Annotated in this window: 11 protein-coding genes and 1 other RNA gene; 6 read left to right on the top strand and 6 right to left on the bottom strand. The window is 74.0% G+C overall.

Annotated features, from left to right (window positions below; all coding sequences use genetic code 11):
• Positions 1-95 precede the first annotated feature (95 nt).
• The 4 genes from panB to AB0H71_RS17975 all read left to right on the top strand — a co-directional run bounded on the left by panB (position 96) and on the right by AB0H71_RS17975 (position 3,393).
• Positions 96-950, top strand: a complete 855-nt coding sequence (gene panB / locus AB0H71_RS17990; RefSeq protein WP_357021663.1) for a 3-methyl-2-oxobutanoate hydroxymethyltransferase — start codon at positions 96-98, stop codon at positions 948-950.
• A gap of 69 nt (positions 951-1,019) precedes the next feature.
• The gene (locus AB0H71_RS17985; protein ID WP_357021660.1) at positions 1,020-1,472 is read left to right on the top strand and encodes a hypothetical protein; all 453 of its coding nucleotides are present in this window, start codon (positions 1,020-1,022) and stop codon (positions 1,470-1,472) included.
• Positions 1,472-2,431 carry a prolyl aminopeptidase gene (gene pip / locus AB0H71_RS17980; RefSeq protein WP_357021657.1) on the top strand — a complete coding sequence of 320 codons (960 nt, stop codon included), beginning with the start codon at positions 1,472-1,474 and terminating at the stop codon, positions 2,429-2,431. The genes AB0H71_RS17985 and pip overlap by 1 nt, the downstream gene beginning before the upstream one ends.
• A gap of 2 nt (positions 2,432-2,433) precedes the next feature.
• Positions 2,434-3,393, top strand: coding sequence for a CHAD domain-containing protein (locus AB0H71_RS17975; protein WP_357021654.1), 960 nt, complete (start codon positions 2,434-2,436; stop codon positions 3,391-3,393).
• A gap of 125 nt (positions 3,394-3,518) precedes the next feature.
• Here the strand turns inward: AB0H71_RS17975 and AB0H71_RS17970 are convergent, their stop codons facing one another.
• Both AB0H71_RS17970 and AB0H71_RS17965 read right to left on the bottom strand, forming a co-directional pair.
• On the bottom strand, positions 3,519-4,958 hold the full coding sequence (locus tag AB0H71_RS17970) for an RNB domain-containing ribonuclease (RefSeq protein ID WP_357021651.1): 1,440 nt from the start codon (positions 4,956-4,958) through the stop codon (positions 3,519-3,521).
• An 11-nt stretch (positions 4,959-4,969) separates the two neighbouring features.
• Positions 4,970-5,302 (bottom strand): hypothetical protein, encoded by a 333-nt coding sequence (locus AB0H71_RS17965; RefSeq protein ID WP_357021649.1) that lies wholly within the window; start codon positions 5,300-5,302, stop codon positions 4,970-4,972.
• Between the two features lie 256 nt (positions 5,303-5,558).
• Between AB0H71_RS17965 and AB0H71_RS17960 the strand changes: the two genes are divergently transcribed.
• Positions 5,559-5,933 carry a hypothetical protein gene (locus AB0H71_RS17960; protein WP_357021646.1) on the top strand — a complete coding sequence of 125 codons (375 nt, stop codon included), beginning with the start codon at positions 5,559-5,561 and terminating at the stop codon, positions 5,931-5,933.
• A gap of 41 nt (positions 5,934-5,974) precedes the next feature.
• Here the strand turns inward: AB0H71_RS17960 and rnpB are convergent.
• An RNA gene (gene rnpB / locus AB0H71_RS17955) (RNase P RNA component class A) lies at positions 5,975-6,390 on the bottom strand.
• Positions 6,391-6,426: 36 nt separating this feature from the next.
• Between rnpB and AB0H71_RS17950 the strand changes: the two genes are divergently transcribed.
• Positions 6,427-7,314 carry an alpha/beta fold hydrolase gene (locus tag AB0H71_RS17950; RefSeq protein ID WP_357021642.1) on the top strand — a complete coding sequence of 296 codons (888 nt, stop codon included), beginning with the start codon at positions 6,427-6,429 and terminating at the stop codon, positions 7,312-7,314.
• A gap of 1 nt (position 7,315) precedes the next feature.
• On the opposite strand, the gene AB0H71_RS17945 is transcribed toward AB0H71_RS17950, so the two are convergent.
• From AB0H71_RS17945 to AB0H71_RS17935, 3 genes are all read right to left on the bottom strand, one after another.
• The gene (locus AB0H71_RS17945; RefSeq protein ID WP_357021639.1) at positions 7,316-7,573 is read right to left on the bottom strand and encodes a hypothetical protein; all 258 of its coding nucleotides are present in this window, start codon (positions 7,571-7,573) and stop codon (positions 7,316-7,318) included.
• On the bottom strand, positions 7,570-8,532 hold the full coding sequence (locus tag AB0H71_RS17940) for a YihY/virulence factor BrkB family protein (protein ID WP_357021636.1): 963 nt from the start codon (positions 8,530-8,532) through the stop codon (positions 7,570-7,572). Before AB0H71_RS17940 ends, AB0H71_RS17945 begins: the two co-directional genes overlap by 4 nt.
• Positions 8,533-8,638: 106 nt before the next feature.
• Positions 8,639-15,793, bottom strand: a complete 7,155-nt coding sequence (locus tag AB0H71_RS17935; protein WP_357021633.1) for an amino acid adenylation domain-containing protein — start codon at positions 15,791-15,793, stop codon at positions 8,639-8,641.
• Between the last annotated feature and the right edge of the window lie 59 nt (positions 15,794-15,852).

Below are 15,852 nucleotides of genomic sequence, written 5' to 3'. Positions count from 1 at the left end.
GGCCTGTGCCACCGCCCGGCCCGGTGGCACACTTGAACGGTCACCCAACCCGGGGACCCGTGACGGGCCTCGAGGAATCGACGAAAGGGACGACGATGTCCGTATCCGGTGCCGAAACCCCTGCCTACGGCGCTGCCCCCGAGGCCGCCCCCGCCCGCCGCAAGACCCGCGTCCAGCACCTCGCCCAGCTGAAGGCCGCGGGCGAGAAGTGGTCCATGCTGACCGCCTACGACTACTCGACGGCCCGGCTCTTCGAGGCGGCCGGGATCCCGGTGCTGCTGGTCGGCGACTCCGCGGCGAATGTCGTCTACGGCTACGACACCACCGTCCCGATCACCGCCGACGAGCTGCTCCCGCTGGTCCGCGGCGTGGTGCGGGGCGCGCCGAGCGCGCTGGTCGTGGCCGACCTGCCGTTCGGCAGCTATGAGTCGTCGGCGCAGCAGGCGCTGGCCACCGCCACCCGCTTCCTCAAGGAGGGGCAGGCGCACGCGGTCAAGCTGGAGGGCGGCGAGCGGGTCGCGGAGCAGATCGCGCACATCACCGCCGCCGGGATCCCGGTCATGGCGCACATCGGCTTCACCCCGCAGAGCGTGAACACGCTCGGCGGCTTCCGGGTGCAGGGCCGCGGCGACGGCGCCGAGCAGCTGATCGCCGATGCCATCGCGGTCCAGGAGGCGGGCGCCTTCGCCGTGGTGATGGAGATGGTCCCGGCCGAGCTGGCCGGGCAGGTCACCCGCAAGCTCACCATTCCCACCGTCGGCATCGGCGCCGGGGCCGAGTGCGATGCCCAGGTGCTGGTATGGCAGGACATGGCCGGGTACACCAGCGGGAAGACGGCGAAGTTCGTGAAGCGCTTCGGCGCCGTCGGCGACGCGCTGCGCGATGCCGCGGCGAGCTACGCCGACGAGGTGCGGCGCGGCACCTTCCCGGCACCGGAGCACACCTTCTGACCGGAGCCCGGCGCGCGGCAGTGGCAGACTCGGGGGAACCGAATCACCCGAACGACACAGAGGTTTGCGATGCCGCTCCCCCGTTGGATCTCCCGTAGCGCGCTGCTCGCCGCCGCCCTGTCCGGCGCGGTCGCGCTCACCGCCTGCGGCGGCGCGACCACCACGCCGACCGGCAGCGCGGGCAGCACCACCACCGCGCCGAGCAGCACCGGGAGCACCGGCCCGAAGGCGACGCCGGGCGCGGCCGCCCCGCTCACCGTGCCGGACGCGGCCGCGACCGACCTCTGCAACATGCTGCGCCCCGAGCTCTCCAACTTCCGGGTGCAGGGCCCGACGCTGGGCCGGATCGGGCTGAACGCCCTGGTGCACGAGTGGGCGCTGCGCAACGGCGGCATCAACGGGCAGGTGCTCGCGGACAAGGCGGTGGTCGACCGCACCCTGACCGCCGCCTGCGCGGACGTGCACCAGCAGGCCGTCGAGGCGCTCGGGCTGCCGAACCTGGCCGCGGGGATCGCCTTCTGATGCGTGCCCTCTACCCGCCGATCACCCCGCACGACAGCGGCATGCTCGCCGTCGGCGACGGCCAGTCGCTGTACTGGGAGGTGAGCGGGAACCCCGCGGGCAAACCGGTGGTGTTCCTGCACGGCGGGCCCGGTGGCGGCACGGCGCCGTTCCACCGGCGGTTCTTCGACCCGGCGGCGTACCGCATCGTGCTCTTCGACCAGCGCGGCTGCGGCCGCTCGGCCCCGCACATCGCGGACGGCGCCGATCTCGCGGTGAACACCACGCCGCACCTGATCGCCGATATCGAGGCGCTCCGCACCCGGCTCGGCATCGAGCGCTGGCAGGTCTTCGGCGGGTCGTGGGGCTCGACGCTGGCGCTCGCCTACGCGCAGGGGCACTGCGAGCGCGTCACCGAGCTGGTGCTGCGCGGCATCTTCCTGCTCCGGCGGAAGGAAATCGACTGGTATTACAACGGCGCGGCCGGGTACCTCTACCCCGAGGAGTGGGAACGGTTCCTGGCACCCGTGCCGGCATCGATGCGTGACGGCGATCTGGTCGAGGCCTACCACCGGCTGCTGCACTCCCCGGACGAGGGGCTGGCGCTGCGAGCCGCGGTTGCCTGGTCCACCTGGGAGGGCGCGACGAGTTCGCTGCTGCCGCAGCCGGACCGGGTCGCCGAGACCGCCGAACCGCGGTTCGCGCTGGCGTTCGCCCGGATCGAGAACCACTACTTCCGCCACGGCGGCTTCCTCGACGAGGGGCAGCTGCTGCGCGATATCGGCGCGCTGGCGGACGTTCCGGGCGTGATCGTCCAGGGCAGGCACGACGTCGTGTGCCCGGCGACCAGCGCCTGGGAGCTGCACCGAGCCTGGCCGGGCTCGGAGCTGCACGTGATCGACGACGCGGGCCACGCGGCCGCCGAACCGGGTATCAGCGATCGCCTGATCCGGGCGACCGACCACTTCGCAAAGGACTAGCCATGACCGCCACCGCGGGAGCCGCCGCCGTCACCGCGCTGGGCGAGGACACCGACCGCCTGCTGGCCGCCGAGCCGGAGGTGCGGGCGGACGCACCGGATTCGGTGCACCAGATGCGGGTCGCGACCCGCCGCCTCCGCAGCGTGCTCCGTTCCTACGGGACCCTCTTCGAGGCCGAGCCCGCCGCCGCGCTCGGCGCCGAGCTGAAGTGGCTGGCCGGGGTGCTCGGCGAGGCCCGCGACGCCGAGGTGCGCGCCGAGCGCTTCGCCGCGCTGGTGCAGGCGCACAGCAGCCACGGCACGGTGCGCAGGGACGCGCTCGGCACCCGGCTGGTGCGGGCCGAGCGCGACCGCTACGCCGCCGCGCACGCCGCCGTGCTCGACGCGCTGGACGGCGAGCGGTACGCCGCGCTGCACGCGGAGCTGGCGCGCTGGCGCAGCGGGCCGCCGCTGCTGCCGAACCGCTCGCAGCTGCCCGCGCCGCAGGTGTTCGCGGGAGTCCTGCGCGCCGACCGGAAGCGGCTCACCAAGAAGGCGGGGAGGCTGGACACCGTCTCCGGCGCCGAGCGGATCGAGCTGCTGCACGACATCCGCAAGTCCGCCAAGCGGCTGCGCTACTCGTGCGAGGCGGCGACCGAGACCATCGGGGATGCGGCGGCCGCGGCCGGGGATCGGGCCAAGAAGGTGCAGTCGGTGCTCGGTGATCACCGGGACGCGGTGGAGTCGCGGGACGCGATCCTGGAGCGGGCGCGCCAGGCCGAGGCCGAGGGTGGTTCGCGGCGGATCTACGCCGAGCTGGCCAAAGCGGAGAAGAAGGCGGCGAAGAAGGCGCTGAGCAGGTACCCGGAGGCGCTGGCGAAGCTGAAGGAGCACGGGCACGTGCGGGTGCCGGCGGCGGCTTTCGCGAAGGCCGGGGCGGCCGCCAGCAACGGCAACAGGCCCGCGGCGGCGGACGTGAGCTGAGTCCCGGGCGGCGAACGGCCGTGCGCGGCCAGGTCGCCAGGCGCACGGCGGCGCCACGCAACGGCCGCCCAGCGCATGATCGGCGCCGGGCGGCTCCCTGGGAACTCGCGCGGCGTCTCCGCGGATCATGCCGAATAGGAGAATGTCACTTTGCGGGCGGAGGGGTCGGCCTGGGTGAGGCGGGCGCGGATGCGGGAGCCCTCCGGGGGCTCGCCGGTGCACGCCGCCACCACCGGCGGGTCGGCGATGAAGATCTCGGCGGGCTTGGTTCCCGACGCCTCGCGCAGCACGATCGCGTCGAACTCGGCGCCGATGCGCGGCGCGAGCAGGCTCGCCTCGGTGCGGTCGACGCAGGCGCGGTCCACCCGGTTCGCCACGGTGTCGCTGCGCTTCATGGAATCGGCGGCGCCGGTCGCTCCGGTGCGCACCCACGCCGGGATCTCGGTGCCGGCGCAGCGGGCGAGGCAGATCTCGGTGGTGAAGCGGTCGGATAGCCGCCGCAGCGGGGCGGTGACGTGCGCGTACGGCGCGCCGAGGCCGCTGTGCGCGGGATCGGCGGGCGGGGGGGCGGGTGCGCCGTCGACGCCGAAGGGGCGGTAGGCGGCGCCGCGCAGCAGCGTCGTCGCCTCGGAGTTGAGGACCAGCCCGGCGGGGGTATTGGGGTCGAGCGCGGCCAGCATGCGGCCGACCGGCAGCTCGGCGGGCCAGGCGACGCCGAGCGCGGCGGCGGTGCGGCGCATCGCGGCGACCGCGGAGTCGGGCGGGGCGGGCATGGTGCGCAGCAGCCCGACGGGCGCGTCGGCATCCAGCATGATCCGCGCCGCGCACATTCCGACCAGCAGCGAGACCTGCTCGTTCCAGTCGTCGGCGGCGGTGCGCGGCTCCAGCACCAGCCGCCAGTGGCCGCTCGCGCCGTCGTCGGCGACGACGCTCTGCGCGGGCAGCCGCAGCGCGATGGCGCCGCGCGCCAGCCCGGCCTCGATGCGCAGGGCGCCGAACTCGGGCAGCGCCGCGATGGCGGCGGGCAGCGTGCCCGCGTCGGCGGCGGCCTGCACGCCGGCGTAGTCGAGCCGGGCCCTGGACCGGATCAGCGCGCGCTCGACGCGAAAGCTTCGCGGAGCGGCCTGAGAGTCCAGCTCGACGGTCCACAGCGCGACCGGCCGGTCCACGTCGGGCAGCAGGCTGGCGGCACCCTCGGAGAGCACCGGCGGGTGCAGCGGGATGCTGCCGTCGGGCAGGTAGTAGGTCTGGCCGCGGGAGCGGGTCTCCGCGGCCAGCGCGCCGTCCGGCCGGACCACCGCGGCCACGTCGGCGATGGCGTAGTGCAGGGTGAAGCCGGTGGCGCCGCGGGTGAGGTGCACGGCCTGGTCCAGGTCCATGGCACCGGGGGGATCGATGGTGACGAAGTCGAGGTCGGTCCGGTCGCGGCGAAGGCCCGCGAACGCGTCGATCGCGTCGCGGGCCTCCGTGACCGCTGCGGCCGGGTACTCCCCCGGGAGGTCGAATTCGGTGCGCACGGGGCCGAAGTCGACCGGTGCGGAGCGGATCCGCCGATGGAGTTCCACGGGGGCAGATGCTACTGCAGCGCCAGCATGGTGCCGCTGAGCTCGTTCAGCGGCCCGTAGACCGTGAACGTGACCCGGCCGTTCGGCACCTGCGCGGAGACGTCGGCCGCCGCGTCGAGCGCCTGGCCGAACGAGGCGGCCGACGGGTGCGGCAACCCGGCGATAGCACGACCGACATTGTTCTGCGCCACGAACGCGGTGTCGGCCGGGCTGAGGTCGACCTGCACCCCACCCGGCAGCGGGGTCACCGCGACGGCACCGGCCGAACCGGCCCCGAAAGCGGCGAAAACCGAAGCGGCACCGGCGATCAGGGCACCGGCGACCAAAGAACGAACTACCCGCATGAAGATGAGACCTGCTTCCCACGATCGGAGATGAATCGGCCCCGAGCTGCCCGGCGAACACCCGGTGCGGGGCCTTGCCAACGGCGAACACTCTATGACGCCGATCACGGCATCCGCCAGTCACGGAGAGGTCACCATCCGGCCACCGCCGCGGCACGGCGGCCGGTGTGAGACCGGTCTCACCACCCCTTTTCGTCGCCTCCCGTTCATTCCGCACGGGGGGCGTCGTCGTTCCCGGGCCGCTAGCATCCCGCCCGTGATCAGAACGAACGCCGCCCTCGCGGCCTGTGCCACTGCCCTCACCCTGGTTCTGGCCGGGTGCGGTGGCGACGACGCCGCCGCATCGTCCAGCTCCAGCTCCGCCGCGGCAACCTCCGCCCCGCAGATCGTCGACGCCGTCAAGGCGGGCACCTTCGTGGTCAGCTTCCGCAGCGCCTTCCCGGCCCTGGCGAGCGGCAAGGACGACGCCGCGCTGAGCAATACCCTCAACCAGACCTGCGGCGACATCAAGGCGGGCAAGGCCGAGCCCGACGTGCAGGCGGCGCTGGCGGACCGGGTGGCGGCGAACGGCAAGAAGGCGAGCCAGGAGGAGGCCGCGGCCATCTTCCAGATGATCAAGCTCATGTGCTGAGCCGGAGGCGGCCCGCCCCGGTGGGGGCGGGCCGTGCCGGGCGGGCGAGCCGGCCTGTAAGCCGGATCCTGTCCTCGGTTCGCACCGAGGGGCGGCCATCCATCTGGACACACCGTCGCCGGGTGCCTCGAGCGGTCCACCCGCAGGCTCGGGCGAGCAGCCCTCGAACACCTGCGCAGCCGCACCGCGAGCGGTGCGGCCTTCGACCTTGCTCCGGGCGGGGTTTACCGAGCCGCCCCGGTCACCCGGGGCGCTGGTGCGCTCTTACCGCACCGTTTCACCCTCACCACACGGCCCCGAGGGGCCATGGGCGGTCTGTTCTCTGTGGCACTGTCCCGCGGGTCACCCCGGGTTGCCGTTAGCAACCGCCCTGCTCTGCGGAGTCCGGACTTTCCTCGGCGCTGGGCAGCGGCACCGAGGTGCCCGTTCCCGTCGCCGCGGCCGCCCGGCCGACTCGCCCGCCGCTACAGCGTACTCGGTACCGTCATGTGCCATGGAACGTGTCGAGGTCAGTTTTCCGTCGGGGAGCGATCACTGTGCCGCCTGGCTCTACCGACCGGACGGGGCGCCCAAGCCGCGCCCGCTGGTGATCATGGGACACGGCCTCGGTGCCAATCGGGAGATGGGGCTCGATCGGTATGCCCGGCGCTTCGCCGCCGCCGGGATGGGGGTGCTGGTCTTCGACTACCGGCACTTCGGGGCGAGCGGGGGGACGCCGCGGCAGCTGCTGAGCATCGCCAGGCAGCGCGACGACTGGCGGGCGGCGATCGCCTTCGCGCGCACCATCCGCGGCTTCGACCGCACCCGGATCGCGCTGTGGGGCACCTCCTTCGGCGGCGGCCACGTGCTCACCGTCGCGCCGGAGGACAGCTACCTGGCCGCCGTGGTGGCGCAGGTGCCCTTCACCAGCGGGTTCGCCGCGGGGCTTCGCAAGGGGCCGATCAGCCTGACCAAGGTCACCGCGATCGCGCTCACCGATGTGCTCCTCGGGCCGGTGCGGCGCAAGCCGATCGGAATCCGGCTGGGCGGGCGCAAGCGGGCGGGTGCGCTGATGAGCGCGGCGGATGTGCCCGCCGGGTTCGGCAGGCTGGCCGAGGAGAGCGAGCGCTACCAGCCGAAAGTGGCGGCGCGGGTGGCTTTCCCGGTGCTCTTCGACGCGCCGGGCAAGCGGGCGAAGAAGCTGCACATGCCGGTGCTCTACACGGTGGCCGACAACGACTCGGTGGCGCCGGTGCAGCCCACGCTGCGGGCCGCCGAGCGCACCAAGCACGCGGTGGTGAAGCGGTACCCGGTGGGCCACTTCGACGTCTACTTCGACGATGTCTTCGAGCAGGTGGTGCGGGACCAGACGGATTTCCTGGTCTCGGTGCTCCGCCCCTGACCTACTGGTGCCTGCGGAAGATCCGCCAGGTCACCAGCCCGGCAACGGTGCCGAGGAGCACCTTCGGCACCCACGGGCGGCGGGTGGGGTCGAGCGCGGCGGTCTGGCCGCGCTGCACCAGCTCCTCGGCCTGGTCCCGGATCTCGTCCGCGCGGCCGGCCGCCACCCGCACCGACTCGCCGGGCTGGTCGGCGCCGCTCGCCCTGACGTCGGCGGCGATCTCGGCGATGCGCTCCTCGCCGGGCGTTGACTCGCTCATGGCTGCTTCTCCTTGTCGTGGTCGGGGATGTCGCGCAGCGGGAGGAAGGGCTCCTCGTCCGGCGGGAGCCCCTGCTCGATCCGCCTGCCGCGGGCGATCTCGGCATTAAACTCGGCGCCGAGCAGCACCGCGATATTGGTGATCCAGAGCCACACCAGGAAGATCACGGCGCCCGCCAGCGAGCCGTACACCTTGTTGTAGGAGCCGAAATTCGCCACGTACAGGGTGAATCCGGCGGAGGCGACGATCCACACCAGCACCGCGAGCACGCTGCCGGGGGTGATCCAGGTGAAGCCGGGCTGCTTGGCGTTCGGCGCGGCCCAGTAGAGCAGCGCGATGGCCAGGCTCATGAGAATCGCCAGCACCGGCCACTTGAGGATGTCCCAGGCGGTCACCGCCGCGGAGCCGATGCCGAGCCAGTGCCCCACCTTGTCTGCCACCGAGCCGGTCGCGACCACGCCGAGCGCGACGATGCCGAGCAGCGCGACCATGGCCGCGGTCAGCCCGAGCCGCACCGGGACGGTCTTCCAGATCGGGCGCCCCTCCTCGACCTCGTAGATGGCGTTGGCGGCGCGGATGAAGGCGCCGATGTAGCCGGAGGCGGTCCAGAGCGCGGTGGCGACGCCGATGATGGCGAGCGGGCCCGCCGCCGACTGGCTGCCCTGCAGCTCGTTCACCGCGTTCACCAGCAGGTCGGTGCCGCTGCCAGGGCCGAGTTCGCGGATGGTGTCGATCAGCTCGTCGGTGGCGGTGGGGCCGAGCGAGCCGAGCAGCGCGGTGAGCACGATGATGGCCGGGAAGACCGAGAGCACGCTGTAGTAGGTGAGCGCGGCCGCCCAGTCGGTGACATTGTCCCGCTGGAACTCGCCGACCACCCGCTTCAGCACGCCCCACCAGGTGCCCTTGCGCAGCACCCGGGGGCTGCCCGACCAATCGATCGGGCGGAACTTCGCTCGCATCGCCACATCCGGCATGGTTCACCTCCCGGTCTCCGGCCGGGTACCCGGGTGCCGGTCCAGCAAACGGTGGGTGGAAGGTGCTGCGCGGCAGCCCCTTCCGCCGCACTCAGTGCCGGTCGGCGCGGGCCAGTACCTCGTTCAGCCGGGCGGCGACCTGTTCGACGTGCGGCTCCACCATCATGTGCAGGTGGTCGCCGGGGACCGGGAGCACCTCGAAGGCACCGCCCGCGTACTGCGCCCAGCCGTTGTTGTCGCTGTCGAACATGCTGCCGACCATCCGGTGCGCGAAGTCCACGCCGGGCGGCAGCTCGCCCTCCGCGCGCAGCAGCGTGATGTCCCGGTCCAGCGGGGTCAGCTCGTACTCCAGCAGCGCCACGTAGTTGGCGTGGAACACGTCGTAGAGCCGCCGGATGGCCTGCGGTGAGCTCTCGGCCGGGAGGATGCCGGAGCCGATGGCCTCGGCCAGCATGACGTCGAAGAGCGCCTCGGCGCCGTGCACGTCCGGCTCGAACTCGGCGCGCACCGCCTGCTCGCCGCGGGCGTACCAGATGAGCTCCAGGAAGAACCAGCGGATCAGCTGCTCCTCGGCGATCGGCTCCCGCTGCTCGAGCTTGCGCAGCGCCATGGTGTCGAGCAGCGTCACCCCGGCGACCTCGTCGGCGGGCAGCAGCCGCGCCATCTCCAGCGCGACGGTGCCGCCGAACGACCACCCCGCCAGGTGGTACGGCCCGTGCGGGCGCACCCGGCGCACCGCCTCCAGGTAGGCGGCGGCCATGGCGGGGACGGTCTTCTCCGGGGTGCTGCCCGGGTCGGCGCCCGCCGCCTGGAGCGCGTAGACCGGCCGGTCCGGGTCGAGGTGCCTGGCCAGCGCCAGGTAGCAGAGCACATTGCCGCCGATCGGGTGCACCAGGAAGACCGGCGCCCGGCCCGGCCGCTCGGGCACGGTGATCGGCACCAGCGGGTCGAAGGTGCGCCGCACCGAGCCGGAGCGCAGCAGCGCCGCCAGCCCGGCCGCGGTGGGCGCGCCGACGAAGGCGTCCAGCGGCACCTCGGCGCCCCAGCGCCGGGAGAGCCCGAGCACCACCCGCATGGCGCCGATGGAGGTGCCGCCGGCCGCGAAGAAGTCGTCGTCCGGGCCGATCTCGCGCAGCCCGGCGAACTCGGCGAGCAGGTCGACCGCGCTGCGCTCGTACTCGTCGCTCGGCTCGCGCCGCGCGCCGGTGGATTCCGGCGCGGCGGCGGCGCGGGCGCGCAGCGCGGCGTCGTCGCGCTTGCCGCTCGGGGTGGTCGGCAGCTCCGCCACCCAGACGAAGCGGCTCGGCACCATGTGCGCGGGCAACACCGCGCGCAGCTGCTGGCGCAGCGCGCTCTGGTCGGTGACCGCGGCATCGCCGACCAGGAAGGCGATCAGCGCGCCGTCGATCCCGCCGTAGCCGCGCGCCACCACCGCCGCGTCGGTGATTCCGGGGAACCGGTCGACCAGGGCGTGGATGGCGATCTCCACCTCGGCGGGCTCCACCCGGAAGCCGCGGATCTTCACCTGGCTGTCGCTGCGGCCGAGGCAGACCACGTCGCCGGTGTGCAGCCGGAGCCCGAGGTCGCCGGTGCGGTACCGGACGCCGCCGCCCGGCCCGGCCACGAAGCGCTGCGCGGTGAGCGCGGGGCGGGCGTGGTAGCCGTGCGCGAGGGTGCGCCCGGCCAGGTAGAGCTCGCCGATCACGCCGTCCGGCACCGGGCGCAGCGCGAGGTCGAGCAGCTCCACCGCGGCGCCGGGGACCGCCCGGCCGATCGGGGGAAGCGCCGGGTACTCGGCGGCCGGGCCGCGCAGCGCGAAGGTGGTGGCGACGTGCGATTCGGTGGGGCCGTACTGGTTCTCCAGCAGCAACCCCGGCACCGCGGCGCAGAGCGCGCGGATCTCGTCGGTGATGCGCAGCTGCTCGCCCGAGGAGACCAGCACCCGCAGCGCGACCGGGAAGCGCTGCCGCGCCACCGCCGCCTCGGCGAAGGCCTGCAGCGCGACGTAGGGCAGGAAGAGCCGCTCGATGCCGTCCGCGATCACGGTGTCGAGCAGCTCCTCCACGTCGGCGCGCAGGTCGGCGGAGCTGACCCGGAGCGTGGAGCCGGCGGCCAGGGTGCTGAAGATCTCCTGGAAGGCGACGTCGAAGCTGAGCGGGGCGAGCTGCAGCGTGCTCGCCGGGCCGAGCCCGGACGCGGTGCGGTTCTGCCACTCCACCAGCGCGGTGAGGCCGCGGTGCGGCATGGCGACGCCCTTGGGCTCGCCGGTGGAGCCGGAGGTGAAGAGCACGTAGGCGATGGACTCCGAGCGCACCGGCGGCAGCGCCGCGGCCGCGGCGGAATCGAGTGTCGCGGCGGTGTCGAGGAGGGTGGCGGCGTCGAGGACGAGGGCGGGCTCGGCGACGATGGCGGCGTGCTCGGCGTCGGCGATCACCCGGTGCGGCTGCGCCCGGTCGATCATGAGGTTCAGCCGGACCGGCGGGTAGCCGACGTCGAGCGGCACGCCGCAGGCCCCGAGCCGGGCCAGCGCGAGCACCAGGAGCACCAGCTCCGGGCGGCGGTTCATCAGGATGCCGACCCGGTCGCCGGGGGCGATGCCCGCGCCCGTCAGCCCGCCGGTGAGCGCCTCGACCCGCTCGATCAGCTCGGCGTAGGTGAGCCCGCCGGAGTCGCCGGCCAGCGCGATGGCGTCCGGGTGCAGCGCGGCCGCCTCGAAGACCAGCGTGCCGACGTCGCGCGCGGTGGCGGGGCCGGCCGCCGCGTACGGGTCGGCGACGATCCCGGCCAGCATGCGCAGGTGGGTGAGCGCGACGGTCTCGCACTGGTCGCCGGTGAGCCCGGCGTCGCCGTCCACCCGCAGCCAGTGGCTGCCGTCGCGCGGGTCGGCGGCCACCGTGACGAGGAGCTGGAAGTTGGTGTCCTCGCGGGCGTCCAGCTCGCCGATGCGCACCGCGCCCTGCGCGAGCAGCGGCGTCAGCAGGTGGTAGTCGACGTAGTTGAAGGCGGTCTCGAAGACCGGCCCGCCCTCGGCCAGGATGGCGCGCAGCGGGTAGCGGCGGTGCGGGTAGGCGGCGCGCTCCCGCTCGGCGATCCGGAGCACCGCGTCCAGCCAGGTGGTCGCGCCCGCCTCCAGCCGCATCGGCAGCGTATTGAGGAAGAGCCCGGCGACCCGCTCGGCGCCGGCCCGGTCCGGGCGGCCGTGGCCGACCACGCCGGTGGTGACGTCGGGGCGGCCGGTGAGCACCCGCAGGCTCAGGCAGTGCGCGGTCAGGTAGACCGCCTTCACCGGCACCCGGTGCTCGGCGGCGAAGGCGGCGACCCGCTCGGCCAGCGCGCGCGGTACCAGCGCCCGCGCCCGCGGCGGGGCGGCGCCCGCGGGCTGATTGGCCCGCTGCGGGATCAGCGCGGTCGGCTCGGCGCCGGCCAGGCTCGCGCGCCAGAACTCGCGCGACGCCTCGTCCCCGGCGGCGATCGTCTCGGCCCTGGCGTACTCGGCGAGCACCGTCGCCGGGTGCGGCTCCCGGTCGGCCGGGGCGCCGCCCGCGCCGATCCGGTGCAGGTAGTCCTGGAGCAGCTCGAGCACCGCGGTGGCGACGCTCCAGCCGTCGAGCAGCGCGTGGTGGAAGCTCAGCACGAAGTCGAGAACAATCGACTCGGCGGCCGAGACATCGTGTCGCGAAGCGACGGTATCGCGCAGGAAGACCCGCGCCTCGTGCAGCGGGGCGACGGCGGGGTCGTAGTCGGCGTGCCTGCGCTGCCGCACGTACTCCTCGACCGCGGCGTCGGCGAGGTGCCGCTCGCTCGCGGTGAGGTCGACGACGTTCAGCCGGTACAGCGCCTCGGCGTGCACCACCTGCAGCGGCACCGAGTACCGGCTCAGCTCGAAGGACGAGCGCAGCGCGGGCTGCCTGCGCACCAGCCCCTCGAAGGCGGTGCGGAACTCGGCCTCCCGCCACGGCAGCTCCAGCCGGTACCGGAAGACGTCCTTGTAGGTGACCGAACCGGCCCGCTCGATGCTGTGGTAGAGCATGCCGAGCTGCAGCGCGGTGGCCGGGAAGGCGTCCTCGGCGCGGTGCAGCGCGGCCCGGTCGATGAGCGGCACCGTCTCCAGCGCGGCGGTCACCGGGGCAACCAGCGCGGCCGGCCCGGCGGCGACCACCTCGGCCAGCCCGGCGATGGTGGGCCGCTGGTAGAAGGCGTCGACCTCGAAGGGCAGCCCGGCGCGCTCGGCGGCGGTGCGCATGCTCAGCGCCAGGATGGAGTCGCCGCCGTGCGTGAAGAAGTTGTCGTGCACGCCGATCCGCTCGACGCCGAGCAGCCCGCACCACACCTCGGCCAGCGCCGCCTCGACCGGGGTGCGCGGCGCGACCGCGCTCTCCCCCGCGTCGGCGGCCTCAGCCGCCAGTGCCCTGCGGTCGAGCTTGCCGCTGGCGGTGAGCGGGATCCGGGCGACCCGGAGCAGCCTGCTCGGCACCATGTACCGCGGCAACCGCTCGGCCAGCCAGGATTCGATCCCGTCGGCGGTGGCCTCGCCGACGTAGTAGCCGAGCAGGTGCGCGGTGTGGCCGTCGCGCTCGTCCAGCACCGCGGCGGCACGCACGCCGGGGCAGCCGAGCAGCGCGCTGCGCACCTCGCCGAGCGTCACCCGGTTGCCGCGGATCTTCACCTGGTCGTCGAAGCGGCCCAGGTACTCCAGGGTGCCGTCGGCACGCCAGCGGGCCAGGTCGCCGGTGCGGTAGCGGCGCCTGCCCGGCACCGCGAGGTCGGCGACGAAGGCGGCGGCGGTGAGCTCGGGGCGGTTCCGGTACCCGCGCCCGACGCCGATGCCGGCGATGTTCAGCTCGCCCGCGATGCCGGGCGGCAGCCTGCGGCCGCGGTCGTCGAGGACCAGCAGGTCGATATTGTCGATGGGCCGCCCGATCGGCACCACCGGCACCGGATCCCGGCGCGGCACGTCGAACCAGGAGACGTCGACGGTGCCCTCGGTGGGGCCGTACAGGTTCACCAGCAGCGGCGGCTCCAGCCGGGCCGCGGCGTAGGCGGTGCGGAAGCGCCGCACCAGCGCCGGGGCCAGCTCCTCGCCGCTGCAGAACACCAGCCGCAGCGTGCGCAGCCGGTGCACCGCCTCCCGGTCGGCCTCCAGCTCGTCCAGGAAGGCGGCGAGCAGCGACGGGACGAAGTGCAGCACGGTGACGCCGTGCCGCTCGACCGTGGCCAGGATGCGGCGCGGATCGCGCTCGCCGCCCGGCTCCAGCAGCGCGACCGCGGCGCCGGCGCCGGCCCACCAGAACAGCTCCCACACCGAGACGTCGAAGGTCGCCGGGGTCTTCTGCAGCACGATGTCGGCGCCGGTCAGCGGGTAGCGGCGCTGCATCCAGCCGAGCCGGTTCACCACCGAGCGGTGCTCGATCTGCACGCCCTTGGGGGTGCCGGTGGAGCCCGAGGTGTAGATGACGTACGCGAGCCCGGCCGGGTGCGAGCGGTTCTCCACCCCGCGCGGCAGCGGCCGCACCTCGCCGGGGTCGATCCGGGTGACGCCGAGCCGCCGGTACACCCGGTCGTGCTCGGCGTCGGCCAGCACGAAGCGGGCGCCGCAATCGCGCAGCACGGTCTCGATCCGGCTCGCCGGGTACCCCGGGTCGAGCGGCACGTAGGCGCAGCCGGCCCGGACGATGCCGTGGATGGCGGTCAGCAGGCTGGTGGAGCGCGGCAGCACCACCGGGACGCAGTCGTCGCCGGTGGCGCCGAGATCGGCCAGCCGGGCGGCGATCCCGGCCGCGGCGGCGGCGAACTCGCCGTAGCTCAGCGGGGCGGCGCCGGGTTCGGCGGGCAGCACCGCGATCCGCTCCGGCCCGGCCTCGACCTGCTCCAGCAGCTGCCGGTCCAGCGTGGTGTACGGGAACTCCGCGCGCGGCCCGGCCTCCCAGGCCGCGATCCGCTCGGCGGTGCGGTAACCGATCAGCGGCAGCTCGCCCACCGGCGTCTCCGGGGCGGCGAGCGCGGCGGTGAGCAGCGCGCCGAACGAGCTCAGCGCGGCCTCGATGCGCAGGTGGTCGTCGAAGACGTCGGTGTCGTAGAGCAGTTGCAGCGTCACCGAGCCGTCGCTGCCGCTCTCCGCGACCACGATGCTCAGCGCCTCCTGGCCGGGGCCGGGGTTGAGCATGGCGCACTTGGCGAGCAGCTCCTGCACGTAGGCGGCGTCCGGCAGCTTGGTGAAGGAGTAGGAGACGTCGTAGAGCGGCGGCGCCGTCGGGTCCGGCGCGAGCGCCTTGGTGAGATCGCCGAAGGGGAAGCGCTGGTGCCGCTTTCCCGCCTTGATCTGCTGCGCGACCTGCGCGGCGAGCGCGGCGAGCGGCTGGTCGCGGTCGACGCGGATGCGCAGCGGGACGGCATTGGTGCGGTGCCCGAGGGTGCGGAAGGTCTCCGGGGTGGCCCGATTCAGCATGGGGACGCCGAGCACCACCTCGTCGGTGCGGTGCACCGCGGTGAGCCAGGCGGCCAGCGCGGCGGCGGTGTAGGCGTAGACGCTGAAGCCGGTGGCGCGCACCCGGTCCATGAACTCGCCGGGGATCATGGTGCCGTAGTGGCCGCGCACCACCAGCGGGCGGCCGGAGCGGCCGGGGAAGAGCGCGGGGCGCACCCCGTCCAGCGCCGCGAGCAGCGCCGCGCGGTCCTGCGCGTAGTCCTCGGAGGCCAGGTAGGCGGCATCGACGTCGGCGATGGCGCGGTAGGTGGCGGCGGAGCGGTCGGTGTACTCGTTCACCGGTTCGGGCCGGGCCAGCTCGGCCAGCGGCACCTCGGTCATGCGGTACGCCGAATCCAGCTGCGCGATCAGCAGGTTCAGGCCGTAGCCGTCCATCATGGCGTGGTGCACCGAGATGAAGAGGAAGAACCGGTCGGGGCGGTCCACCACCGCGGCCAGCCGGGCCGGGTGCTCGGGGGTGTCGGCGGCGCCGACCGACTGCCACATCCAGCGCTGCGCGGCCGCCTCCGGGTCCGGCTCGCCGGTGAGGTCGGCCACCCGCACCGGCGGGATGTCGTCGCTCACCCACTGCCGGAACTCGCCGTCGGCGAAGCCGAACCGCAGCCGCAGCGAATCGTCGCCGCGCAGCACCCGCTCCCAGCAGGCCTGCAGCCGCGGCAGCTCGAGCGGCGCGTCGATCCGGAAGCTCAGCACCGCCTGGGCGACCGGCTCCGGCGCCAGCCGGAAGGCCACGCCGAGCACATCCCGCTGATACGGGCTCACCGGCCAGGTTTCGGCCGAGTCCCCCTGCCCGCCTTGCTTTTCGGTTGTCAAAAGGTCAC

Source organism: Nocardia sp. NPDC050697, assembly GCF_040654395.1.
In the GTDB taxonomy this organism is placed as follows: domain Bacteria; phylum Actinomycetota; class Actinomycetes; order Mycobacteriales; family Mycobacteriaceae; genus Nocardia.
Note: the sequence above shows the minus strand (reverse complement) of the source record. Positions and strands in the feature narration are given on the sequence as shown.

Bases quoted from the DNA above. Each gene is read 5' to 3' on its own strand.
- panB (WP_357021663.1), top strand. From the start codon at position 96: ATGTCCGTATCCGGTGCCGAAACCCCTGCCTACGGCGCTGCCCCCGAG.
- AB0H71_RS17985 (WP_357021660.1), top strand. From the start codon at position 1,020: ATGCCGCTCCCCCGTTGGATCTCCCGTAGCGCGCTGCTCGCCGCCGCC.
- pip (WP_357021657.1), top strand. From the start codon at position 1,472: ATGCGTGCCCTCTACCCGCCGATCACCCCGCACGACAGCGGCATGCTC.
- AB0H71_RS17975 (WP_357021654.1), top strand. From the start codon at position 2,434: ATGACCGCCACCGCGGGAGCCGCCGCCGTCACCGCGCTGGGCGAGGAC.
- AB0H71_RS17965 (WP_357021649.1), bottom strand. From the start codon at position 5,302: ATGCGGGTAGTTCGTTCTTTGGTCGCCGGTGCCCTGATCGCCGGTGCC.
- AB0H71_RS17950 (WP_357021642.1), top strand. From the start codon at position 6,427: ATGGAACGTGTCGAGGTCAGTTTTCCGTCGGGGAGCGATCACTGTGCC.
- AB0H71_RS17945 (WP_357021639.1), bottom strand. From the start codon at position 7,573: ATGAGCGAGTCAACGCCCGGCGAGGAGCGCATCGCCGAGATCGCCGCC.
- AB0H71_RS17940 (WP_357021636.1), bottom strand. From the start codon at position 8,532: ATGCGAGCGAAGTTCCGCCCGATCGATTGGTCGGGCAGCCCCCGGGTG.